The 21,769-nt window shown below is 72.4% G+C and carries 15 protein-coding genes, 1 tRNA gene and 1 pseudogene; 15 read left to right on the top strand and 2 right to left on the bottom strand.

The window, feature by feature from the left end; all coding sequences use genetic code 11:
• Positions 1-57 precede the first annotated feature (57 nt).
• Positions 58-1,461 carry an NAD-dependent malic enzyme gene (locus ACIRO3_RS32535; RefSeq protein ID WP_053679378.1) on the top strand — a complete coding sequence of 468 codons (1,404 nt, stop codon included), beginning with the start codon at positions 58-60 and terminating at the stop codon, positions 1,459-1,461.
• A 339-nt stretch (positions 1,462-1,800) separates the two neighbouring features.
• Positions 1,801-2,082: an HU family DNA-binding protein gene (locus tag ACIRO3_RS32530; RefSeq protein WP_007264399.1), complete on the top strand. Its 282-nt coding sequence runs from the start codon at positions 1,801-1,803 to the stop codon at positions 2,080-2,082.
• A gap of 138 nt (positions 2,083-2,220) precedes the next feature.
• Here ACIRO3_RS32530 and murA read toward each other — a convergent pair whose 3' ends face one another.
• Positions 2,221-3,561, bottom strand: a complete 1,341-nt coding sequence (murA, locus tag ACIRO3_RS32525; RefSeq protein WP_053679376.1) for a UDP-N-acetylglucosamine 1-carboxyvinyltransferase — start codon at positions 3,559-3,561, stop codon at positions 2,221-2,223.
• Positions 3,562-3,824: 263 nt separating this feature from the next.
• Here murA and ACIRO3_RS32520 point away from each other — a divergent pair, with 263 nt between their 5' ends.
• The 10 genes from ACIRO3_RS32520 (at position 3,825) to ACIRO3_RS32475 (ending at position 16,579) form a co-directional block, all read left to right on the top strand.
• Entirely contained in the window at positions 3,825-4,385 is a 561-nt protein-coding gene (locus tag ACIRO3_RS32520) for a YqgE/AlgH family protein (protein ID WP_267802598.1), read from the top strand.
• A 29-nt stretch (positions 4,386-4,414) separates the two neighbouring features.
• A complete protein-coding gene (locus tag ACIRO3_RS32515; protein WP_053679372.1) occupies positions 4,415-4,699 on the top strand; it encodes a DUF3039 domain-containing protein in 285 nt (94 codons plus the stop codon).
• Positions 4,700-4,864: 165 nt separating this feature from the next.
• Positions 4,865-6,511 (top strand): beta-N-acetylhexosaminidase, encoded by a 1,647-nt coding sequence (locus ACIRO3_RS32510; RefSeq protein ID WP_404142839.1) that lies wholly within the window; start codon positions 4,865-4,867, stop codon positions 6,509-6,511.
• A gap of 235 nt (positions 6,512-6,746) precedes the next feature.
• Positions 6,747-7,685, top strand: a complete 939-nt coding sequence (locus ACIRO3_RS32505; protein ID WP_404142836.1) for an FAD binding domain-containing protein — start codon at positions 6,747-6,749, stop codon at positions 7,683-7,685.
• On the top strand, positions 7,682-9,697 hold the full coding sequence (locus ACIRO3_RS32500) for a 2Fe-2S iron-sulfur cluster-binding protein (RefSeq protein ID WP_404142833.1): 2,016 nt from the start codon (positions 7,682-7,684) through the stop codon (positions 9,695-9,697). The genes ACIRO3_RS32505 and ACIRO3_RS32500 overlap by 4 nt, the downstream gene beginning before the upstream one ends.
• Positions 9,694-12,030: a xanthine dehydrogenase family protein molybdopterin-binding subunit gene (locus ACIRO3_RS32495; RefSeq protein ID WP_404142830.1), complete on the top strand. Its 2,337-nt coding sequence runs from the start codon at positions 9,694-9,696 to the stop codon at positions 12,028-12,030. Before ACIRO3_RS32500 ends, ACIRO3_RS32495 begins: the two co-directional genes overlap by 4 nt.
• Positions 12,031-12,279: 249 nt before the next feature.
• Complete coding sequence (locus ACIRO3_RS32490; RefSeq protein ID WP_404142828.1) at positions 12,280-12,714, top strand: hypothetical protein; 435 nt, start codon at positions 12,280-12,282, stop codon at positions 12,712-12,714.
• Positions 12,714-14,156, top strand: a complete 1,443-nt coding sequence (locus ACIRO3_RS32485; protein ID WP_404142825.1) for a hypothetical protein — start codon at positions 12,714-12,716, stop codon at positions 14,154-14,156. The genes ACIRO3_RS32490 and ACIRO3_RS32485 overlap by 1 nt, the downstream gene beginning before the upstream one ends.
• 21 nt (positions 14,157-14,177) lie before the next feature.
• Positions 14,178-15,347 (top strand): type VII secretion-associated serine protease mycosin, encoded by a 1,170-nt coding sequence (gene mycP, locus ACIRO3_RS32480; protein ID WP_404142823.1) that lies wholly within the window; start codon positions 14,178-14,180, stop codon positions 15,345-15,347.
• 128 nt (positions 15,348-15,475) lie between these two features.
• Positions 15,476-16,579, top strand: coding sequence for a S8 family serine peptidase (locus ACIRO3_RS32475; RefSeq protein WP_404142820.1), 1,104 nt, complete (start codon positions 15,476-15,478; stop codon positions 16,577-16,579).
• Between the two features lie 77 nt (positions 16,580-16,656).
• Here ACIRO3_RS32475 and ACIRO3_RS32470 read toward each other — a convergent pair.
• Positions 16,657-16,728, bottom strand: a tRNA-Cys gene (locus ACIRO3_RS32470).
• A 168-nt stretch (positions 16,729-16,896) separates the two neighbouring features.
• Here ACIRO3_RS32470 and ACIRO3_RS32465 point away from each other — a divergent pair.
• The 3 genes and pseudogenes from ACIRO3_RS32465 to ACIRO3_RS32455 all read left to right on the top strand — a co-directional run.
• A pseudogene (locus tag ACIRO3_RS32465) lies at positions 16,897-18,342 on the top strand (MFS transporter); the annotation flags it as partial.
• A gap of 504 nt (positions 18,343-18,846) precedes the next feature.
• A complete protein-coding gene (locus ACIRO3_RS32460; RefSeq protein ID WP_361771707.1) occupies positions 18,847-20,631 on the top strand; it encodes a DEAD/DEAH box helicase in 1,785 nt (594 codons plus the stop codon).
• 394 nt (positions 20,632-21,025) lie between these two features.
• Positions 21,026-21,667, top strand: coding sequence for an IclR family transcriptional regulator (locus tag ACIRO3_RS32455; RefSeq protein WP_053684560.1), 642 nt, complete (start codon positions 21,026-21,028; stop codon positions 21,665-21,667).
• Positions 21,668-21,769: the final 102 nt, after the last annotated feature.

The raw sequence follows: 21,769 nt of genomic DNA, 5'->3' as shown, positions 1-21,769 counted from the left end.
CCGTGCGCCGGGGCCCCGTGTGTACAGAAAAACCAGGGACAGAAGAGGAACACGGCCATGGCAACGGCGCCCAGCGTCTCGTACTCGATGACGGTCCGCCTGGAAGTGCCCGCGAGCGGTACCGCGGTCTCCCAGCTGACCACCGCCGTGGAGTCTTCCGGAGGATCGGTCACCGGCCTCGACGTGACCGCATCGGGTCACGAGAAGCTCCGTATCGACGTCACCATCGCCGCGACCTCCACCGCGCACGCCGACGAGATCGTCGAGAAACTGCGCGGGATCGAGGGCGTCAGCCTGGGCAAGGTCTCCGACCGAACCTTCCTGATGCACCTCGGCGGCAAGATCGAGATGGCGTCCAAGCACCCCATCCGCAACCGTGACGACCTCTCGATGATCTACACCCCGGGCGTGGCCCGCGTGTGCATGGCGATCGCCGAGAACCCCGAGGACGCGCGGCGCCTCACCATCAAGCGCAACTCCGTCGCAGTCGTGACGGACGGCTCCGCCGTACTGGGCCTGGGCAACATCGGCCCGATGGCCGCGCTGCCCGTCATGGAGGGCAAGGCGGCCCTCTTCAAGCGGTTCGCCGGCATCGACGCGTGGCCGATCTGCCTCGACACCCAGGACACCGACGCGATCGTCGAGATCGTCAAGGCGATCGCCCCCGGCTTCGCGGGCATCAACCTGGAGGACATCTCCGCGCCGCGCTGCTTCGAGATCGAGGCCCGCCTGCGCGAGGCCCTCGACATCCCCGTCTTCCACGACGACCAGCACGGCACCGCCATCGTCGTCCTGGCCGCCCTCACCAACGCACTGCGCGTGGTGGGCAAGGCAGTTGGCGACGTCAAGGTCGTCATGTCGGGCGCCGGCGCGGCCGGTACGGCCATCTTGAAGCTGCTCCTCGCGGCGGGCGTGAAGAACGCCGTCAGCGCCGACATCCACGGTGTCGTGCACGCGGGCCGCCCCGACCTCGTCGACGCGGCGGCCGACTCCCCGCTGCGCTGGATCGCGGACAACACCAACCCCGAGGGCTACACGGGCACGCTCAAGGAGGCCGTGGTCGGAGCCGACGTCTTCATCGGCGTCTCCGCCCCGAACGTCCTGAACGGCGACGACGTGGCGGCCATGGCGGAAGGCGCCATCGTGTTCGCGCTCGCGAACCCGGACCCCGAGGTGGACCCCGCCGTCGCCCGTCAGACGGCCGCCGTCGTGGCCACCGGACGCTCCGACTTCCCCAACCAGATCAACAACGTCCTGGTCTTCCCGGGCGTCTTCCGCGGCCTGCTGGACGCCCAGTCCCGCACCGTGAACACGGACATGATGCTGGCCGCCGCGAGCGCGCTGGCGGACGTGGTCGGCGAGGACGAGCTGAACGCGAACTACATCATCCCGTCCGTCTTCAACGACAAGGTCGCCGGAGCGGTCGCCGGAGCCGTTCGCAAGGCCGCCTCCGGAGCGTGAACCTCGCTGTGACGGCCCTCACGGCCCCCTGATACCGGCGCGTCGCGAGATGCGGCCCCGCCCGCCCGCCTCTAGGGTTGCGGGGATGCCGGCGTGGCCCGCGGTCCGCATCCACCGGACCATCGGATGCGGACGGAGCGTCACCGCGGCGTGACAGTGGCGCTTTTCGTGTGACCCCGGCGGGTGCCGGATTGGCTTTCCCGCCGCTGGTGGGGGCAGGATGCGTAACCGGGCGAGAGGGTCTGACGTTCAGACCCGGGTCCGGGGACTGTCCTAGGGCCCTGGCAGCATCGGCTTCGATCTCACGCCTCTAAGGCAAGTTGAACACGGGAGTACAACATGAACCGCAGTGAGCTGGTGGCCGCTCTGTCCGAGCGCGCCGAGGTGACCCGCAAGGACGCCGACGCCGTTCTGGCCGCGCTCGCCGAGACCGTCGGCGAGATCGTCGCCAAGGGCGACGAGAAGGTCACCATCCCCGGCTTCCTGACCTTCGAGCGCACCCACCGTGCCGCTCGCACCGCGCGCAACCCGCAGACCGGCGACCCCATCCAGATCCCGGCCGGCTACAGCGTGAAGGTCTCCGCGGGCTCCAAGCTCAAGGAAGCCGCCAAGGGCAAGTAGTACCGCCCTTGTGTCGAGGGCCGCACGGCCCTCGGGACGGCAGTAGTACGCACACAAAAGCCGAAGGGCGGCCACCCCACCGGGGTGGCCGCCCTTCGGCCTGTCCAGGGCCCCCTGAGGGGCCCCGGGGCGGTGCTGTCAGACCAGGTCGCCGTTGGGGAGCTCGACCTTGGCACCCAGCTCCATGAGCTTCTCCATGAAGTTCTCGTAGCCGCGGTTGATCAGGTCGATGCCGTGGACGCGCGAGGTGCCCTCGGCGGCCAGCGCCGCGATCAGGTACGAGAACCCACCGCGCAGGTCGGGGATGACCAGGTCGGCGCCCTGCAGCTTGGTGGGGCCGGAGACGACCGCCGAGTGCAGGAAGTTGCGCTGGCCGAAACGGCACGCCGAACCGCCCAGGCACTCGCGGTACAGCTGGATGTGAGCACCCATCTGGTTCAGCGCCGAGGTGAAGCCGAGCCGGGACTCGTAGACCGTCTCGTGGACGATCGACAGGCCCGAGGCCTGCGTCAGGGCCACGACCAGGGGCTGCTGCCAGTCGGTCTGGAAGCCGGGGTGGACGTCCGTCTCCAGCGCGATGGCCTTCAGCGGGCCGCCCGGGTGCCAGAAGCGGATGCCCTCGTCGTCGATCTCGAAGGCACCGCCGACCCGCCGGAAGGTGTTCAGGAAGGTCATCATCGAGCGCTGCTGCGCTCCGCGGACGTAGATGTTGCCGCGGGTCGCCAGGGCCGCGGAAGCCCACGAGGCGGCCTCCAGGCGGTCCGGGAGCGCCTTGTGGTTGTAGCCGGTGAGCTCGTCCACACCGGTGATCCGGATGGTCCGGTCGGTGTCGACGGAGATGATCGCGCCCATCTTCTGCAGGACGCAGATGAGGTCTTCGATCTCGGGCTCGACGGCCGCGTTGCTCAGTTCGGTGACGCCCTCGGCGAGGACGGCCGTCAGCAGCACCTGTTCGGTCGAACCGACGGACGGGTACGGCAGCCGGATCTTGCAGCCGCGCAGACGCTGCGGGGCCTCCAGGTACTGGCCGCCCTCGCGCTTCTCGATCGTCGCGCCGAACTGGCGGAGCACGTCGAAGTGGAAGTCGATCGGGCGACCGCCGATGTCGCATCCGCCGAGACCGGGGATGAAGGCGTGGCCGAGGCGGTGCAGCAGCGGGCCGCAGAACAGGATCGGGATCCGGGAGGACCCCGCGTGGGCGTCGATGTCGGCGACGTTCGCGCTCTCGACGTACGTGGGGTCGAGGACCAGTTCGCCCGGCTCCTCGCCGGGGCGGACGGTCACCCCGTGGAGCTGGAGCAGACCGCGCACGACCCGGACGTCACGGATGTCGGGAACATTGCGCAGCCGGCTGGGGGTGCTGCCGAGCAGAGCGGCCACCATGGCCTTCGGCACGAGGTTCTTCGCGCCGCGGACACGGATCTCGCCCTCGAGCGGGGTACCGCCGTGGACAAGCAGGACATCGTCAGTGCCGGTCATGGATCTCGCGTTCCGGAGTGGGGTGGGCGGGGGGCCAGTGAAAAGGGTAAGGGTCGCCACCCCCTTGTTTGTATGGCTGACGCGGCCGTAGGACTGTCATGAATTCGGCACAACACACTCTGTTGCCGCATCGTGGCGGAGTGTCGCGTTCCGGGCGCTTTGACGCGGCGCGCTCCTCTCTGCCGCCGTGCGCCCTGAGCTGCGCGTGATCCGATGGCGCCGCCCGCTCCCCCCGGAGGGCGATTGTGCGAGATCATGTCGGCATGACCGAGGTGTCCTCCCTCACAGGGCGGTTGCTCGTGGCCACCCCCGCCCTCGCGGACCCGAATTTCGACCGCGCGGTGGTGCTGCTGCTCGACCACGACGAGCAGGGTTCGCTCGGCGTCGTCCTCAACCGGCCCACGCCGGTGGGCGTCGTCGACATCCTGATGCCCTGGGCGCCGCTGGCCGGCGCGCCCGGAGTGGTCTTCCAGGGAGGGCCGGTGGGCCTGGACTCCGCCCTCGGCATCGCGGTGATCCCCGGCGAGGAGGGCCCCCTGGGGTGGCGCCGGGTGCACGGGGCGATCGGACTGGTCGACCTGGAGGCGCCGCCGGAGCTGCTGGCCGCCGCGCTCGGCGGCCTGCGCATCTTCGCCGGTTACTCCGGATGGGGCCCCGGCCAATTGGAGGACGAGCTCGGCGGCGGGGCCTGGTACGTCGTGGACTCCGAGCCGGGCGACATCTCCTTCCCGGATCCCGAACGGCTGTGGAGGGCCGTGCTCCGCCGCCAGCGCAGCGAGCTGGCGATGATCGCCACCTATCCGGACGACCCGTCGCTCAACTGAGCCGGGCAGGGGTCGGTACCCTGGCTTTCATGAGCACTCTTGAGCCCGAGCGCGGGACTGGTACGGGGACCCTCGTAGAGCCGACGCCGCAGGTGTCCCACGGCGACGGCGACCACGAGCGCTTCGCCCACTACGTCCAGAAGGACAAGATCATGGAGAGCGCGCTCGGCGGTACCCCCGTCGTCGCCCTCTGCGGCAAGGTCTGGGTCCCGGGACGGGACCCGAAGAAGTACCCCGTCTGCCCCATGTGCAAGGAGATCTACGAATCCATGGGCGCCGGCGGCGACAAGGACAAGGGCGGCAAGGACAAGTAGTCCGAGCCGTTCGTCCCGAACCACGCAGGACCGAGGTCCCCGAGGTGCCGATGTGCGCCCGGGGACCTTTTGCGCGCCCGGGGCGCGCGTTAGGGTCGGCCGGGTAAGCGACATGTGAAACGCGCGTTGCGCATGACGCAACGGCATGTCCGTGGAGGCCCGCCCATGCCCGACCTGATTCCGGAGCCGCGGTACGCGCGCTTCCCGACCGACGACGTGTGCGAGCCGACCGACCCGGTGCTCGTGGCGCCCCCCGGCACGGAGGGTGCCGCCCGTCGCCTGCGCGCCGAACTCGCGGCCGCCACCGGCTGGGAGCTTCCCGCATCCGTCGCGGGGCCGGCGGACGCCGGCCGCACGGTCATCGAGCTCGCGCTGCGCCCCGACATCGCGCGCGCCGGCGCCGAGTCCTACGAGGTGCACGTCACCCGCGACCGGATCCTCCTCGAAGGCGGTGACCCGGCGGGCCTGTACTGGGCGGTGCAGACACTGCGGCAGTTGCTCGGACCCGACGTCCACCGGCGGGCGCCCGCGGCGCCCGGCCGCGTCTGGCGGCTGCCGGTCGGCGACATCGCCGACGGCCCCCGCTTCGGCTGGCGCGGCCTGATGCTCGACGTCGCCCGGCACTTCATGCCCAAGGACGGGGTGCTGCGCTACATCGACCTGCTCGCCGCGCACAAGCTGAACGTGCTGCACCTGCACCTGACGGACGACCAGGGCTGGCGCGTCGAGATCGAGCGGTACCCCCGGCTCACCGAGGTGGGCGCGTGGCGGCCGCGCAGCCGCTGGGGGCACCGGGCGTCGCCGCTGTGGAACGAGACCCCGCACGGCGGCTTCTACACCCGGGACGACATCCGCGAGATCGTCGCGTACGCCGCGGAACGGCACGTGCGGGTCGTCCCCGAGATCGACCTGCCGGGCCATTCGCAGGCCGCCATCGCCGCGTACCCCGAACTGGGCAACACCGACGTCGTGGACACCGCGGCCCTCGGGGTCTGGGACGACTGGGGGGTCTGCGAGAACGTGCTGGCGCCCACCGAGGCCGTACTGCGGTTCTACGAGGGCGTCTTCGAGGAGCTGCTGGAACTCTTCCCGGCGGAGGTCTCGCCCTTCGTGCACGTGGGCGGCGACGAGTGCCCCAAGGCGCAGTGGCGCGCCTCCCCGACCGCGCGGGCCCGGATCCGCGAACTGGGCGTGGACGGGGAGGACGGCCTCCAGGCCTGGTTCATCCGGCACTTCGACGGCTGGCTCGCCGAACGCGGCCGACGGCTGATCGGCTGGGACGAGATCCTGGAGGGCGGACTGGCGCCGGGCGCGGCGGTGTCCTCCTGGCGCGGGTACGCGGGCGGCGTCGCCGCCGCCGAGGCCGGCCACGACGTGGTGATGTGCCCCGAGCAGCAGGTGTACCTGGACCACCGTCAGGCGCCGGGCGAGGACGAGCCGATGCCGATCGGGTACGTCCGCTCGCTCGCCGACGTGTACCGGTTCGAGCCGGTGCCGCCGAAGTTGTCGCCGGAGGCGGCCGCCCACGTGCTGGGCGCGCAGGCCAACGTGTGGACCGAGGTGATGGAGAACCAGAGTCGGGTCGACTACCAGGTGTTCCCGCGCCTGGCCGCCTTCGCCGAAGTGGTCTGGTCACACCTGCCGGAGCCCGCGGAACGGGACTGGGCGGGGTTCGAGGCGCGCATGGCGACGCACTACGCGCGGCTGGACGCCCTCGGGGTCGACTACCGGCCGCCGGGCGGCCCGTTGCCCCGGCACCGGCGCCCCGGGGTGCTCGGACGCCCGATCGAGGGCGAGCCCCCGATCGTGTGACTCAGGCAACCGGTGCATCGTTTGAAGTCCTTTGGAACTCTTTCCCGATTTAGGTCGATACGGGCAAAAGCGTGCGGTGCGGGCGGGCCGGACCCGGGCCGCGCGCGTCCGGCCGACCCTCGCGCCGGGCGGTGCGGAAGATGTGCCAGAGTTGCCACGTCCCGGCGGTGAGGACGTACCGTACGGCGGACAGGCGTGAGCGCCGGGACCGGGACATCGGGAAGGGGCAGCCGGGTTGACCACGCACGCACCGCACGCATCGCATTCACCCACGGGGCCTCGGCGGCATCAGGACCCCCGGGCGGCGCAGTCCGTGACGCTGCCGACCTCGCTCGACGAGGCCGTGGCGGCACTCACCGCCATGCCCGCGGCCGTGCCCGTCGCCGGCGGCACCGACCTGATGGCGGCCGTCAACGCCGGACTGCTGCGGCCCGCCGCGCTGGTCGGCCTCGGCCGGATCAACGAGATCCGCGGCTGGCAGTACCAGGACGGCCACGCCCTGCTCGGCGCCGGCCTCACCCACGCCCGGATGGGCAGGCCCGACTTCGCCGCCCTGATCCCCGCGCTGGCCGCCGCCGCCCGGGCCGCCGGACCGCCGCAGATCCGCAACGCGGGCACCCTCGGCGGCAACATCGCCACGGCCGCCCCCACCGGCGACGCCCTGCCCGTCCTGGCGGCGCTGGAAGCGGTGCTCGTCATCGTCGGCCCGCCCGCGCTCGGCGACTCCGGGGTGTCCCGGCGGGAGATCCCGGTCTCCCACCTGCTGGCCGGACGCGAGATGCTCCGCCCGGGCGAACTGATCGGATTCGTACGGGTTCCCCTGCTGCACGCGCCGCAGGTGTTCCTGAAGGCCACGGGACGTACGGGCCCCGGGCGCGCGGTCGCGTCCGTGGGGCTCGTGCTGGACCCCGCGCGCCGCGGGGTGCGCTGCGCCGTCGGCGCGGTCGCCCCGATGCCCCTGCGGCCGCTGGAGGCCGAACAGTGGGTGGCCTCGTTGATCGACTGGGACGGGGACCGCAGCCTGGCCCCCGAGGCGCTGGAGGCCTTCGGCGAGTACGTCGCCGCGGCCTGCGTGCCCGACCAGGGAGAACCGGTGGCTGCCGGCGTGCTGCACCTGCGGCGGACGGTGGCCGTGCTGGCACGGAGGGCCCTGGGGAGGGCACTGAGCACATGAGTGAGAACGAGAACGTGAGCGGAACGACCGGGGGCACCGGGCACGCGAACGCCGGCTGGGGCTGGGAGCCGGTGCCGCACGGCGGCGAAATGGACTCCGACGCCACGGCCTTCGTGAAACTGCCGCAGGAGATGCTGGACGCGCTCGACAACCGGGAGCCGCTGGCGGCCCCCGGCCACGGGTACGTGCCGCCGCCGATGATCGTGCCGTTGGGCTCCGGCTCCGCCGACCCCTCGGCCACCGGGACCTGGACGATGCCGGTCCAGTGGCCCGAGGCGGGCACGGCCGCGGCGGTCCAGGACGGTTCCGCGCCGGGTTCCGCGGCCGGTCAGGCGCCGGCGCGGGGGCCGATCCCGGCCTCCATCCCGCTGCCCGCGTCCGTGGCCGCCGTCTTCGGCGCGACCGGCCAGGACCAGGCGCCGACGGATCCCGCCGAGACGCCCGTGCACCCCGAATCCGGCGACACCGCCGAGTGGCGGTTCCCCGACGCGACACAGTCCGGCGACGGCCGGGACACCGGCCAGTGGTCGCTGCCCGGCGGCGCGTCCTCCGCCGACTGGAGCCAGGCCCCGGCGACCCTGCCGGGCGGCGCGGCCGCCCCCTGGGCGACGCCCGTGTACGACACCTCGCTGAGCTCGGGCGTGCTCCCGGGCGCGTTCCCCGGTGACGACGGGGACGCCGCGCGGCACGGCGCCGGCCCGGTCGGCGCTCCCGGGCGCGGCCCCAGGGTGCTGGGCGGCCCCGGCGTGGGCACCCCGCTCCCCGACCCGGAGCCGGTGATGCACCCGGCCCCGGACATCGACGCCGCCCACGGCCCGGCGCGGACCCCGGTCGAGGGCGAACGCCCGCGCCCGGCGGGCACGGAGGCGGGCCCGGGCGACGGGCACGGCTTCACACGACCGGACCGCCACGCCGGCGCTCCGGAACCCACGGACGGGCGCGGGTTCGCCACGGACGGGGACGGGTTCGGCACGGACGGGCGCGGGTTCGAGGCGGGCCGGAGCGGCTTCGAGTCGGACGGGAACCGCTTCGCCACCGACGGGCGCGGGTTCGCCGTGGACGGGGACGGGTTCGGTACGGACGGGCGCGGCTTCGCCGTGGACCGGGACGGGTTCGGTACGGACGGGCGCGGGTTCGACGTGGTCGAGCCGGAGCCCGGGTCCGGGGAGGGGCGCGTGGACGCCCCGGCCGGGCCGGAGGCCACCGACGGGCACGGGCTCGTGTTCGTCGAACCCGAGCAGGAGCCCGCCGACGGCCCCGCCGAAGCCCCCGCGCCGGCCGTGCCGGTCGAGGGGGCCGCGGACAGTGCCGACGCGCTCCCGGACGCGGGCGACCCCGCCGGTGTCCCGCTCGGGGAGACGACGTACGAAGAAGACACCGCGGGGGCCGTCGCCCATCACGAGCATCCGCTGGCCTCCTACGTCCTGCGCGTCAACGGGGCCGACCGTCCCGTCACCGGTGCCTGGATCGGCGAGTCGCTGCTGTACGTGCTGCGTGAGCGACTCGGTCTCGCCGGCGCCAAGGACGGGTGCTCGCAGGGCGAGTGCGGGGCATGCGCCGTGCAGGTGGACGGCCGGCTCGTCGCCTCCTGCCTGGTGCCCGCCGCGACGGCCGCGTCCAGCGAGGTCCGCACGGTCGAGGGTCTCGCCACGGACGGGGAACTCTCCGACGTACAGGAAGCGTTGTGCAGGTCGGGCGGGGTGCAGTGCGGGTTCTGCATCCCCGGTATGGCCATGACCATCCATGACCTGCTGGAAGGCAATCACGCGCCGAGCGAGCTGGAGACGCGCCAGGCGCTCTGCGGCAACCTCTGCCGCTGCTCCGGCTACAAGGGCGTCATCGAGGCCGTCCGCGAGGTCGTGTCCGAGCGCGAGGCGACCGCCGGCGGCGAATCCGGCCCGGGCACCGGCCCGGGCTCCGGCGCCGGCACCGGTTCCGCCACCGAGCCGCGCGTCCCGCACCAGGCCCCGCCCGGCGAGGGCGGCATCCACCCCAACGGAGGCACGGCGTGAGCGGGCAGGACGCGGCCGGCGCGACGAGCACGGCCACCGTGACGACGACCCCGGGCCCCGGCGGGGAGGAGGGGCAGGAACCGCTGCGCGGAATCGGAGCCTCCGTCCCGTCCGCGGACGCCCGGGCCAAGACCGGGGGCACGTTCCCCTACGCCGCCGACCTGTGGGCCGAAGGTCTGCTGTGGGCCGCCGTGCTGCGCTCCCCGCACGCCCACGCCCGCATCCTCTCCGTCGACACCACGGCCGCCGCCGCCATGCCGGGCGTGCGCGCCGTCGTCACCCACGCCGACGTCCCCGGCGCCACCACCCACGGCCGCCGCATCGCCGACCGGCCCGTCTTCGCCCACGACATCGTCCGCCACCACGGCGAACCCATCGCCGCCGTGGCCGCCGACCACCCCGACACCGCCCGCCTCGCGGCCGCCGCCATCGCCGTCGAGTACGAGCCGCTCGACGCGGTCACCGACCCCGAGCAGGCGTTCGGGGCTCCGGCCCTGCACCCCGACGGCAACCTGATCCGGCACATCCCGCTGCGCTACGGCGACCCGGAGGCGACCGGCGAGGTCGTCGTCGAGGGCCTGTACCGCATCGGCCGCCAGGACCCGGCGCCCATCGGCGCCGAGGCCGGACTGGCCGTACCGCGCCCCGACGGCGGCGTGGAGATCTACACCGCCTCCACCGACCCGCACACCGACCGCGACCTGGCCGCCGCCTGCTTCGGACTGGATCCCGACCGGGTACGGATCGTCGTCACCGGCGTCCCCGGCGCGACCGCCGACCGCGAGGACCCCGCCTTCCAACTGCCGCTCGGCCTGCTGGCCCTGCGCACCGGCTGCCCCGTCAAGCTGGCCGCCACCCGCGAGGAGTCCTTCCTCGGCCACGCCCACCGCCACCCCACGCTCCTGCGCTACCGCCACCACGCGGACGCGGAGGGCCGGCTCGTCAAGGTCGAGGCACAGATCCTGATGGACGCCGGCGCGTACGCCGACTCGTCCTCGGAATCGCTGGCCGCCGCCGTGGCCTTCGCGTGCGGCCCGTACGTCGTCCCGCACGCCTTCGTCGAAGGCTGGGCGGTCCGCACCAACAACCCGCCCTCGGGCCACGTGCGCGGCGAGGGCGCCATGCAGGTGTGCGCCGCCTACGAAGGCCAGATGGACAAGCTCGCCGCCGCCCTCGGCCTCGACGGCGCCGAGCTGCGCATGCGCAACGTCCTGGCCACCGGCGACCTCCTGCCCACCGGCCAGACGGTGACCTGCCCCGCGCCGGTCGCCGAACTCCTGCGCGCGGTACGCGACTACCCGCTGCCGTCACTCCCGAAGGACACCCCCGAGGACGAATGGCTGCTGCCCGGCGGCCCGGAGGGCGCGGGCGAACCGGGAGCGGTGCGGCGCGGCGTCGGGTACGGCGTGGGCATGGTCCACATGCTCGGCGCGGAGGGAACCGACGAGGTCTCCACCGCCACCGTGAAGGTCGTGGACGGCGCGGCCACCGTCATCTGCGCGGCCGTCGACACCGGCCAGGGCTTCGCCACGCTCGCCCGGCAGATCGTCCAGGAGGTCCTGGGCGTCGACGAGGTCGTGACGGCCCCCGTCGACACCGACCAGCCGCCCGCCGGGCCGGCCGCGCACGGGCGCCACACGTGGGTGTCGGGCGGGGCCGTCGAACGCGCGGCGAAGATGGTCCGTACGCAGCTCCTCCAACCGATGGCCCACAAGCTGGGCATGTCCACCGAGCTGCTCCAGATCACGGACGGCCGGATCACGTCGTACGACGGCGCGTTCTCCACGACCGTCGCCGAGGCGATAGAGGGCAAGGAACTCTGGGCCACCGCCCAGTGTCGGCCCCACCCCACCGAACCCCTGGACGCCGATGGCCAGGGCGACGCCTTCGTCGGGCTCGCGTTCTGCGCGATCCGGGCGGTGGTGGACGTGGACATCGAGCTGGGATCCGTACGCGTCGTCGAACTCGCGGTCGCCCAGGACGTCGGGCGGGTCCTCAACCCCCGCCAGCTCGAAGCCCGTATCGAAGCGGGCGTCACCCAGGGCGTGGGCGCGGCCCTCACGGAGAACCTCCGCTCGGTCGCGGGGGTCATCCGCCACCCCGACCTCACCGGCTACGCCCTGCCCACCTCGCTGGACGCGCCGGCGGTCCGCATCGTCAAACTGGTCGAGGAGCGCGACGTGGTGGCCCCGTTCGGGGCCAAGGCGGCGAGCGCCGTCCCCGTGGTGACGACCCCGGCGGCCGTGGCCTCGGCGGTCCGCTCCGCCACCGGACGCCCGGTCAACAGGCTCCCGATCCGCCCCTCCGCGGCGGTGGCGGCGCCCAACTCCTGACCGTGTGAAGCTCATTGCACGTGCAACCCCAGGGTTGGGGCTGTCGGCACCGGTCGCTAGAGTGATCGGTGAGAGTGCGCACGCGCGCGTGCGAATGCGTGCGAACGGGACGGGGCGCGGCAGTGTTCGCACCCGCCTACGGGGATGACGGGGAGCCGGGGAGGCCAACGTGGCAAAGGACGGACGGGTTCCAAGAGCTGCCGGCGCGGTGGCGCGCATGGCGAGTACCGCGCGTGCGGTGGCGCGCTGATGCGGCCCGTGGAAGCACTGGAGATCGAGTACGCGACGCTGAGTGAGTTCAAGAAGTTGGTGGACACCCAGCTGGAGAAGCTCAGCGGCTCCTCGGCGGACGCAGGCCGGCTGGAGTCCAAGACTCTCCCCGCAGGGGCGCTGGGCAAGGGCTTCGCGGAGGCCGATCTCCTCTTCAAGTCGTACAACACCGTACTTACGCAGCTGACGACCCTGTCGAAGGGCCTGGCGGATCAGATCGAGGGTCTGGGTATCGCGATCAGGACGGCGGGTAAGGGCTACAGCGGCGTTGACGAGGACACGAAGGCCCGGATGAGAGCCATCGCGGAGCAGGCGAGGAAGGCCTACGTGCCGGAGCGGGACCCGCTCGCGAACCAGAAGAAGGACGCCCCGGCGGCCACTGGGAGCGAGAGCACGTCGGAGGGTGAGCTCTGATGACGGACTTCGAGGCCTACACCCACCCACAGCTGCTGGACATGATTGCCTCCCTGGACCCGCCATTGGTCTCCTCACGTGCCCGCCTGCTGGCGTTGGCGGCCACATCCATTCGGGAGATCGGCAACGCCCTCAAGGACCACAAGGTGTCCGGGTGGGAGGGCGAAGCCTCCCTCGCCTACCAGAACTGGGTGAACTCGGCGGGCAATGCGACGCTGCGGCTGGCCGACTACAGCGAGGCGGGCAGCAAGTGGATGGACCACGCCTCCCATGTCATGTTCGGGGCCAAGAGCCTGACGCCTGACGTCAGCACCACGGCGCTCGAAAACCTCGAGGCTGCGCGTAAGTTCCACAACGACCCCGATTCCGCGCAAATCGCCAGGGACGCGCACGCCGTGCTGGAGTCGGATCGCCTGATCGCGGTGGGCAATCTGAAGATGCTGGCGGAGGCTTACGACCAGTCGACGCTACAGATGAACGCCGCCGAGGTGCCGACGTTTCCGCCGCCGCCAGGGGAATTCGTGCCCCAGGGGCGCGATGGTCGGACCGACTTGGAGCGCCCTCGTGGCGGCCCTGGATCGGAATCGGATGGGAGCGTTTCCGGGCCTGTCACTCAATCGGTGCGCCCGGGGGCGTTGCCAAGTGGGTCCGGTCACCAGCAACAGCCGATCTCCACCCCACCCTCGTCAACGGATCCTGCGCCGATCACGCTTCCGGGCATTCCAGACCGCAATGTGAACGTTGGTCTCGACAGTGTGGGAACCCTCCCAGACAAGACGCTTCCGCCGACCACCGCAATGCCCAGCGTTGTGGCACCGGTGAGCCCGGGCGGCGGCCCTGTCATGCCGATTGGACCGATTTCGCCGGTCGGCGGACTGGTGAAGCCCGGCCGGGGCCTGGGCCCTGTCGGCGGCTCCGGACTGTTTCCCGGGACTGCTGCTCCCGGCGCCAAGGTGGGCGGCGCAGCCGGACTGCCTCCGCGTGACAGCGGGATCATGGGAGGCCGAGCCGTGCCGTCGAGTGGGCATGGGGCAGGTATCCCGCGCGGCACCGTCATCGGCGGGGAGGCCGGTCAGACCGGACGCGGAATGATGGGCGGCGGCATGGGTGCCGGCGGTGGCGGCCCCCACGGCGCGTCGGGCGGTTCGCCGGTAGGCCGTCGGCTTGCCATCGAGACTGGGGGAGTCGTCGGCGGACGGCAGCCCGGTTCGGCTGGTCGCTCCACTGCGGGAGGCCAGCCGTTCACGCAAGGTGGCTCGGGCCTCGTGCGCAACGGTTCGGGTGTCGCGCCGGGCGTGGGCCCGATGGGCCACGGTGGCCCGGGCGTCCGAAACCCGAGTAGGCGGCGTGACGGGCAGGGCGGCGAACGCCCCGATTACCTGGCCGAGGACGAAGAGACTTGGCAGGCCGACCGTCGTGTTGTGCCGCCGGTCATCGACTGAGCGGAATGGACGTTGCACGGGATGCGCAAGCGTAAGGCGACCTCGGTCTTCGTGGGCCTGCTGTTGGCCGGGGTCGCTGCGACCCCGGCTCATGCGGAGACCATTCGCGAGAAGCAGTGGCACCTCGATGCCATGAAAGTGGATGAAATCTGGAAGATCAGCACCGGAAAGGGTGTGACGGTCGCTGTCATCGACAGTGGGGTGGATGACATCCCGGAGCTTGAAGGCCAGGTCATCCCGGGAAAAGACTTCGCGACATCAAACGTCGGTGATGAGCGTACCGACCTGGAAACGCACGGTACGACGATGGCTGCGTTGATTGCAGCCTCCGGAAAACATCCAAGCGGTGATGGCGCCTTCGGCCTTGCGCCGGATGCCAAGATTCTTCCCATTCGCGTGCCGCATGAGTTCAACTCGACAGCACCCACCTGGACCGCAGCGATTCGGTACGCAGCAGACTCAGAGGCCAAAATCATCAGCATGTCGTTGGGTGCGGAACGAGATGATCCAGAGCGGATTGAGGCGGTGAAGTACGCCTTGGCCAAAGGGAAATTGATCTTTGCGTCGGTCGGTAATGACGGAGATTCGACCAACCGAGCCGAGTTCCCGTCTGCGACGCCCGGTGTGGTGGGTATTGGCGCTGTGGACCCTAACGGTGCCGCCACAAAGGAATCGCAACACAACGCCTTTGTAGACCTGTCGGCGCCCGGCGTCGACATTGTCACGGCCTGCGGCGGCAAGACGGGACTCTGCAAGAATCACGGCACCAGCGATGCCACTGCCCTGGCCGCCGCGTCTGCCGCGCTGCTCTGGTCCGCGCACCCCGACTGGAGCAACAATCAGGTGCTTCGGGTCCTGCTGAACACCGCCGGGAAGCCAAAGGACGGCGTCGAGCGCAACGACTACGTCGGCTACGGCGTCGTGCGTCCCCGGATCGCGGTGCCGACGCCCGGGGATCCCGGGCCGGCCGATGTGTATCCGCTGCCGGATCTCGCCGCCGCCGGGGCGGCCAAGGCGCCTTCCGGGGTGCCGGGTGCCAAGGCCTCCGAGTCGGCCGAGCCGGCGCCCGCTGCGCGGGCCGGGGCGGAGGAGTCCGGCGGGGGGCTTCCGTGGCTCGCGTTGGGGTTGGGTGCCTGCGTGTTCATCGGCGGGGCGGTCGCGGCGGTCGTCGTTCGGCGTGCGAGGCGTTGACGGGGCTGGCGGGGTCGGCGGCAGAGGCGCGGAAGTACCGGCGGTTCCTGCGTGGGACGTGGGCGTGGCCGCTGCTCCCCGGTCTGTTGGTGGTCGGGGTCGCGGGGGCGCCGGCCGGGGCGGCGACCGTGCGCGAGCAGCAGTGGCACCTCACCGTGATGAAGGCGGCCGACTTCTGGAAGGTCGGCACGGGCAAGGGCGTCACGGTGGCCGTCATCGACAGCGGTGTGGGGCGCGTGCCCGAGTTGGAGGGGCAGGTGTTGCCCGGCGCGGATCTTGCGCCCGACGCGGTCGAGGGTGACGAGCGTACGGACCGGGACGGTCACGGTACGTCCATGGCCGCGATCATCGCCGGTACGGGCAAGGCCGCCGGCGGCGAAGGGCTGTCCGGGCTCGCTCCGGGGGCGAAGATCCTGCCGATCAGGGTGCCGCGGGAGGACGTGCCGGGAGGGTCGTCCTGGGCGGCGGCGATCCGCCGCGCGGCCGACTCGGACGCCAAGGTCGTCAACATCTCCATGTCCACGCCGACGGCCGACCCGGCGCGGGCCGACGCGGTGGCGTACGCGCTGTCCAAGGGCAAGCTGGTCTTCGCCGCCGTGGGCGAGGGCGCGACCACCGGCACGACCCCCGCCGCCATCGCGGCCAAGAGGCCGGGCGAGCTGCGCTATCCGGCGGCCACGCCCGGGGTGGTGGGGGTGGCCGCGGTCGGCCCGAGTGGTGAGCCGAGCGCGGAGTCGCTGACGGGGCCCCAGGTCGACATGGCGGCGCCCGGCGTCGACATCCTCGCGCCCTGCCCGGGCAAGGCCGGGTACTGCGCGAGCCACGGGACCGGTGAGGCCACCGCCCTCGCCTCCGCCTCGGCCGCGCTGCTCTGGTCCGCCCACCCCGACTGGACCGGCAACCAGGTGCTCCGGGTCCTGCTCAACACGGCCGGCGTTCCCGTGGACGGTTCGGTGCGCAACGACTGGGTCGGGTACGGGGTCATCCGCCCCCGGGTCGCGATGCCCACCCCCGGAGCCCCCGGGCCGGCCGACGTCTACCCGCTGCCCGACTTCGTGTCCACGGCCGCGGCGACGGGGGCGGACGCCGGCGGGCCCTCGACGGAGTCCGCGGCGGACGAGGGGACCTCGCTCCGCGAGGCCGTGTGGTGGATCGGACTCGGACTGACGGGCGTTCTGGTCGTCGGCGGGGTCGTCACCACCGTGCTCGTCCGGCGCAGCACGGCCGCCTGACCCGGAAGCGAGCGGTGTCGCGCCCCATGACGAAGGGCTGCCCGGGAACGTGCTTCCCGGGCAGCCCTTCGCGTTCGAAGCCGTGACCGGAATCGAACCGGCGTAACTCGCTTTGCAGGCGAGTCCCTCAACCACTCGGGCACACGGCTGTGTGGTGACGAGTACGACCGTACGAGGCCCGGTGCGGCCGTGGAAGGGCGGCGCGGGTGCCGCAATGTGACTGCCATGCCCCGTTCACAGTCCTAGGCCCGGAGGCGGAGTCGGGATCGGTCGAATGGACAGGGACGAAGCAGGGGTATGGACCTTACGCTGGGGCGATGAGCGCACTGGAACCCCGTGTCCCCGAGACCGCCGCACCGGTCTCGACCGAGTCCCCCGAGCCTCCGGGCGGGATCCTCGGGGCCGCGTACCGGACGCTCAGCATCGGCATCATCTCCGTCGTCTTCCTCATCGCCTTCGAGGCGACCGCCGTGGGCACGGCCATGCCGGTCGCCGCGCGGGAGCTGAACGGGATCGGGCTCTACGCCTTCGCCTTCTCCTCCTACTTCACGACGAGCCTGTTCGGCATGGTCCTGTCCGGCCAGTGGGCGGACCGGCAGGGGCCGCTGCGGCCCCTCGCCCTGGGGATCGGGGCGTTCGCCGGCGGGTTGGTGTTGTCGGGGACGGCCGCCGGGATGTGGGTGTTCCTGCTCGGGCGGGCCGTGCAGGGGTTCGGCGGCGGGCTGGTGATCGTCGCGCTGTACGTGGTCGTCAGCCGGGCGTACGACGAGCGGCTGCGGCCCGCGATCATGGCCGCCTTCGCCGCGAGCTGGGTGGTTCCGTCGATCGTCGGCCCGCTGGCCGCCGGGACGGTGACCGAGCACCTCGGATGGCGCTGGGTGTTCCTCGCGATCCCCGCGCTGGTCGTCGTACCGCTGGCCGTGGCGATTCCGGCGATCCGGCGGACCGCGTCCGGTCCGGTCGGCGGCGGGGAGCCGGTGGCCTTCGACCGGCGGCGGATTCGGCTCGCCCTCGGGATCTCGGCGGGCGCGGCGCTGCTCCAGTACGCCGCCCAGGACCTGCGGTGGCTTTCGGTCGTGCCGGCCGTCGCGGGCGCGGCGCTGCTGGTGCCGGCGGCGCGGGGGCTGCTGCCGCGCGGGACGTACCTGGCTCGGCGCGGGCTGCCGTCGGTGGTGCTGCTGCGGGGGGTGGCGGCGGGTTCGTTCATCGCGGCGGAGAGTTTCGTGCCGCTGATGCTGGTCACCCAGCGGGGGCTGAGCCCGACCCTGGCCGGGTTCTCGTTGGCGCTCGGCGGACTCACCTGGGCGGGCGGGTCCTGGGTCCAGTCGAAGGGGCGGATGGCGCCGTACCGGGAACGGCTGATGGTCGTCGGGATGGTACTGGTGACGTTCGCCATCGCGGCCGCCCCGACGGTGCTGCTGACCTGGGTGCCGGTGTGGACGCTGGCGGTGGCCTGGGCCGTCGGGTGCCTGGGGATGGGGCTGGTGATCGGTTCGACGAGCGTGCTGCTGCTGGAGCTGTCGGCGCCGAAGGAGGCCGGGGCGAACTCCGCCGCGCTGCAGATCTCCGACGCGCTGGCCAACGTGGTGCTGTTGGCGGCCGGCGGGGCGGCGTTCGCCGCGCTCGGCGGCGGAACGGTGGGGGCCGCGCACGCGGTGACCTCCGACGGGGCGTCCTCGCATCCTGGGGCGTTCGTGGTGGTCTTCCTGCCGATGGCCTGCGTGGCGCTGGTGGGGGCGTGGGTGGCGACCCGACTGCACGCCGCCCCGGCAGCAGCGGGGGAGGCCCTTCGGCCCACCGCCCCGGCGCCGGAAGAGGCCCCTCGGCCCGCGGCCCCGGCGCCGGAAGAGGCCCCTCGGCCCACCACCCCGGCGCCGGAAGAGGCCCGTCGGCCCAGCGCGCCGGCGCCGGAGGGGGCCCGTCGGCCCAGCGCCCCGGCAGCAGCGGGGGAGGCCCTTCGGCCCGCCTCGCCGGCGCCGGGGGAGGGCCTTCCGCCCAGCGCGCCGGCGGATCTGGCCCGCCCCGAACGGCGTGGATCCCAAGGGAGTTGACCGCGGCGCGGCCCGCCCGGCGGTGAGCCGGGCGGCCCCGGGGGACGCGGGGGCGGGCCCCCGCGCCCCGGCGGATGTGATGCTCGCCGCACCCGCCGAGGTCACGGGCCTGTCCCTCCGCGAGGGGCGGGCCCGTGCCGGTAAGGTGGCCCGGTTGTCCTACGTACGACCGCTTCCCGCCCGTACCAGATACACCGAGAGCACGAACCGGAGACCGTGACTACTACCGCCTCCCACCACCTCTCACCCGCCTTCCCCGGCCGCGCGCCGTGGGGTACCGCCAGCAAGCTGCGTGCCTGGCAAGAGGGTGCGCTGAACCGGTACCTGGAGACCCAACCGCGCGATTTCCTCGCGGTCGCGACCCCCGGGGCCGGCAAGACCACCTTCGCGCTGACCCTCGCGTCCTGGCTGCTGCACCACCACGTGGTGCAGCAGGTGACCGTGGTCGCGCCGACCGAACACCTGAAGAAGCAGTGGGCCGAGGCCGCCGCCCGGATAGGCATCCGGCTGGACCCGGAGTACTCGGCGGGCCCGCTGAGCAAGGACTACCACGGCATCGCCGTGACCTACGCGGGCGTCGGCGTCAAGCCGATGCTGCACCGCAACCGGTGCGAACAGCGCAAGACCCTGGTGATCCTCGACGAGATCCACCACGCCGGCGACTCGAAGTCCTGGGGCGAGGCCTGCCTGGAGGCCTTCGACCCGGCGACCCGGCGGCTCGCGCTGACCGGTACGCCCTTCCGTTCCGACACCAACCCGATCCCGTTCGTGACGTACGAGGAGGGGAACGACGGGATCCGCCGGTCGTCCGCCGACTACACCTACGGCTACGGGAACGCGCTCGGCGACGGCGTCGTCCGCCCCGTGATCTTCCTTTCCTACAGCGGCAACATGCGCTGGCGCACCAAGGCCGGCGACGAGATCGCGGCCCGGCTCGGCGAGCCGATGACCAAGGACGCCATCTCGCAGGCCTGGCGCACGGCGCTCGACGCGCGCGGCGACTGGATGCCGAACGTCCTGCGCGCCGCCGACCAGCGCCTCACGGAGGTCCGCAAGGGCATCCCGGACGCGGGCGGCCTGGTCATCGCCTCCGACCAGGACTCCGCGCGCGCGTACGCGAAGCTGATCAGGGAGATCACCGGGACGAAGGCGACCGTCGTCCTGTCCGACGACACGGGCGCGTCGAAGCGCATCGACGAATTCAGTGCGAACGACGACCGCTGGATGGTCGCGGTCCGCATGGTGTCCGAGGGCGTCGACGTTCCACGCCTCGCCGTGGGCGTTTATGCCACCACCATTTCGACTCCTTTGTTCTTTGCGCAGGCAGTCGGGCGATTTGTGCGTTCGCGCAGGCGCGGCGAGACCGCGTCCGTGTTTCTTCCGACCATTCCGTATCTGCTCGGTTTCGCCAACGAGATGGAAGTCGAGCGGGACCACGTCCTCGACAAGCCGAAGAAGCAGGGCGAGGAAGACCCGTACGCCGAGTCCGAGAAGGAAATGGACGAGGCGAACAAACAGGAGGACGAGGACACCGGCGACGAGGAGCAGATGTCCTTCGAGGCGCTGGAGTCCGACGCCGTCTTCGACCGGGTGCTGTACGACGGCGCCGAGTTCGGGATGCAGGCGCATCCCGGCAGCGAGGAGGAGCAGGACTACCTGGGCATCCCCGGGCTGCTGGAGCCGGACCAGGTGCAGATGCTGCTCCAGAAGCGGCAGTCGCGGCAGATCGCCCACAGCCGGCGCAAGCCGGACTCCGAGGCGGACCTGCTGGAACTGCCGGCCGAACGGCGGCCCGTGGTTTCGCACAAGGAGCTGCTGGAGCTGCGCAAGTCGCTGAACACGATGGTGGGCGCGTACGTCCACCAGAGCGGCAAGCCGCACGGGGTGATCCACACGGAGCTGCGCCGGGTGTGCGGTGGACCGCCGAGCGCGGAGGCGACGGCGGGTCAGCTGCGCGAGCGGATCAAGAAGGTCCAGGAGTGGGCCACCCGGATGCGGTGACGTCGCCGCCCGCCGGAGGGTACGAGGAGGGGCCCGTGCGCCGACGCGCACGGGCCCCCTCGTCGTTTCGGGCACCACCGGAGCAATCCGTTCGGAAAGTGAATGCGCGACGGGGAAGACGCGCGAGAAGTTGCCGGGGAAGATTACGAAATGACACAACGGCTCGAACAAATGGGTACAAGCGGGCAGTAGGCGCCCGGATTCTGGACGAGCCCTTCCGCTCAGCGAACCTGCTGGATACTGTCCCCGCATCGAACGCCCCGTGGCAGCGCCGCCGCGGGAGCGCAGCCGGTGCCATGGCCGCTACCGGCGGCCTCTCCGTGCGTCGCCGAGGGACCGGCAGCGCTCCACCCCGTGAGAGTCACCGCCGCCCACCTAAAGAGGGAGAGGCGTCGTGACTGCGGAAACCTCCCAGACTCTCGACCGAGGGCTCCGGGTCCTCAAGCTGCTCGCCGACACCGACCACGGTCTGACCGTCACCGAGCTGTCCAACCGCCTCGGTGTGAACCGCACCGTGGTCTACCGCCTGCTGGCCACGCTCGAACAGCACGCCCTGGTCCGCCGCGACCTCGGCGGCCGGGCACGTGTCGGGCTCGGAGTGCTGCGGCTCGGCCGTCAGGTCCACCCGCTCGTGCGCGAGGCCGCCCTGCCCGCGCTGCGGTCCCTCGCCGAGGACATAGGGGCCACCGCGCACCTGACCCTCGTGGACGGCAGCGAGGCGCTCGCCGTCGCCGTCGTCGAACCGACCTGGACCGACTACCACGTGGCCTACCGGGCCGGCTTCCGCCACCCGCTGGACCGCGGGGCGGCCGGGCGGGCCATCCTGGCCGCCCGTCAGGGCACGCTCATCGAGCCCGGGTACACGCTGACCCACGGCGAACTCGAAGCGGGCGCCAGCGGCGCGGCGGCCCCCCTGGTCGGCATCACCGGCCTGGAAGGCAGCGTCGGCGTCGTCATGCTGGCCGACGCCGTGCCCGAGCGGGTCGGCCCGCGCGTGGTGGACGCCGCCCGCGAGGTCGCCGACGCCCTGCGCTGAGCCGAGCGACGCCCTGCGCTGAACGAGCGAAGCCCTGCGCCGATCCGAGCGCGCCGCCCTGCGCTGATCCGGGCGACGCCCGCGGCCCCGTACGAAGCCTCG

The organism is Streptomyces sp. NPDC102278, from assembly GCF_044766345.1.
Lineage (GTDB): Bacteria > Actinomycetota > Actinomycetes > Streptomycetales > Streptomycetaceae > Streptomyces.
The sequence above is the reverse complement of the archived record's forward strand: the minus strand, read 5'-3'. Positions and strand labels throughout refer to the sequence as shown.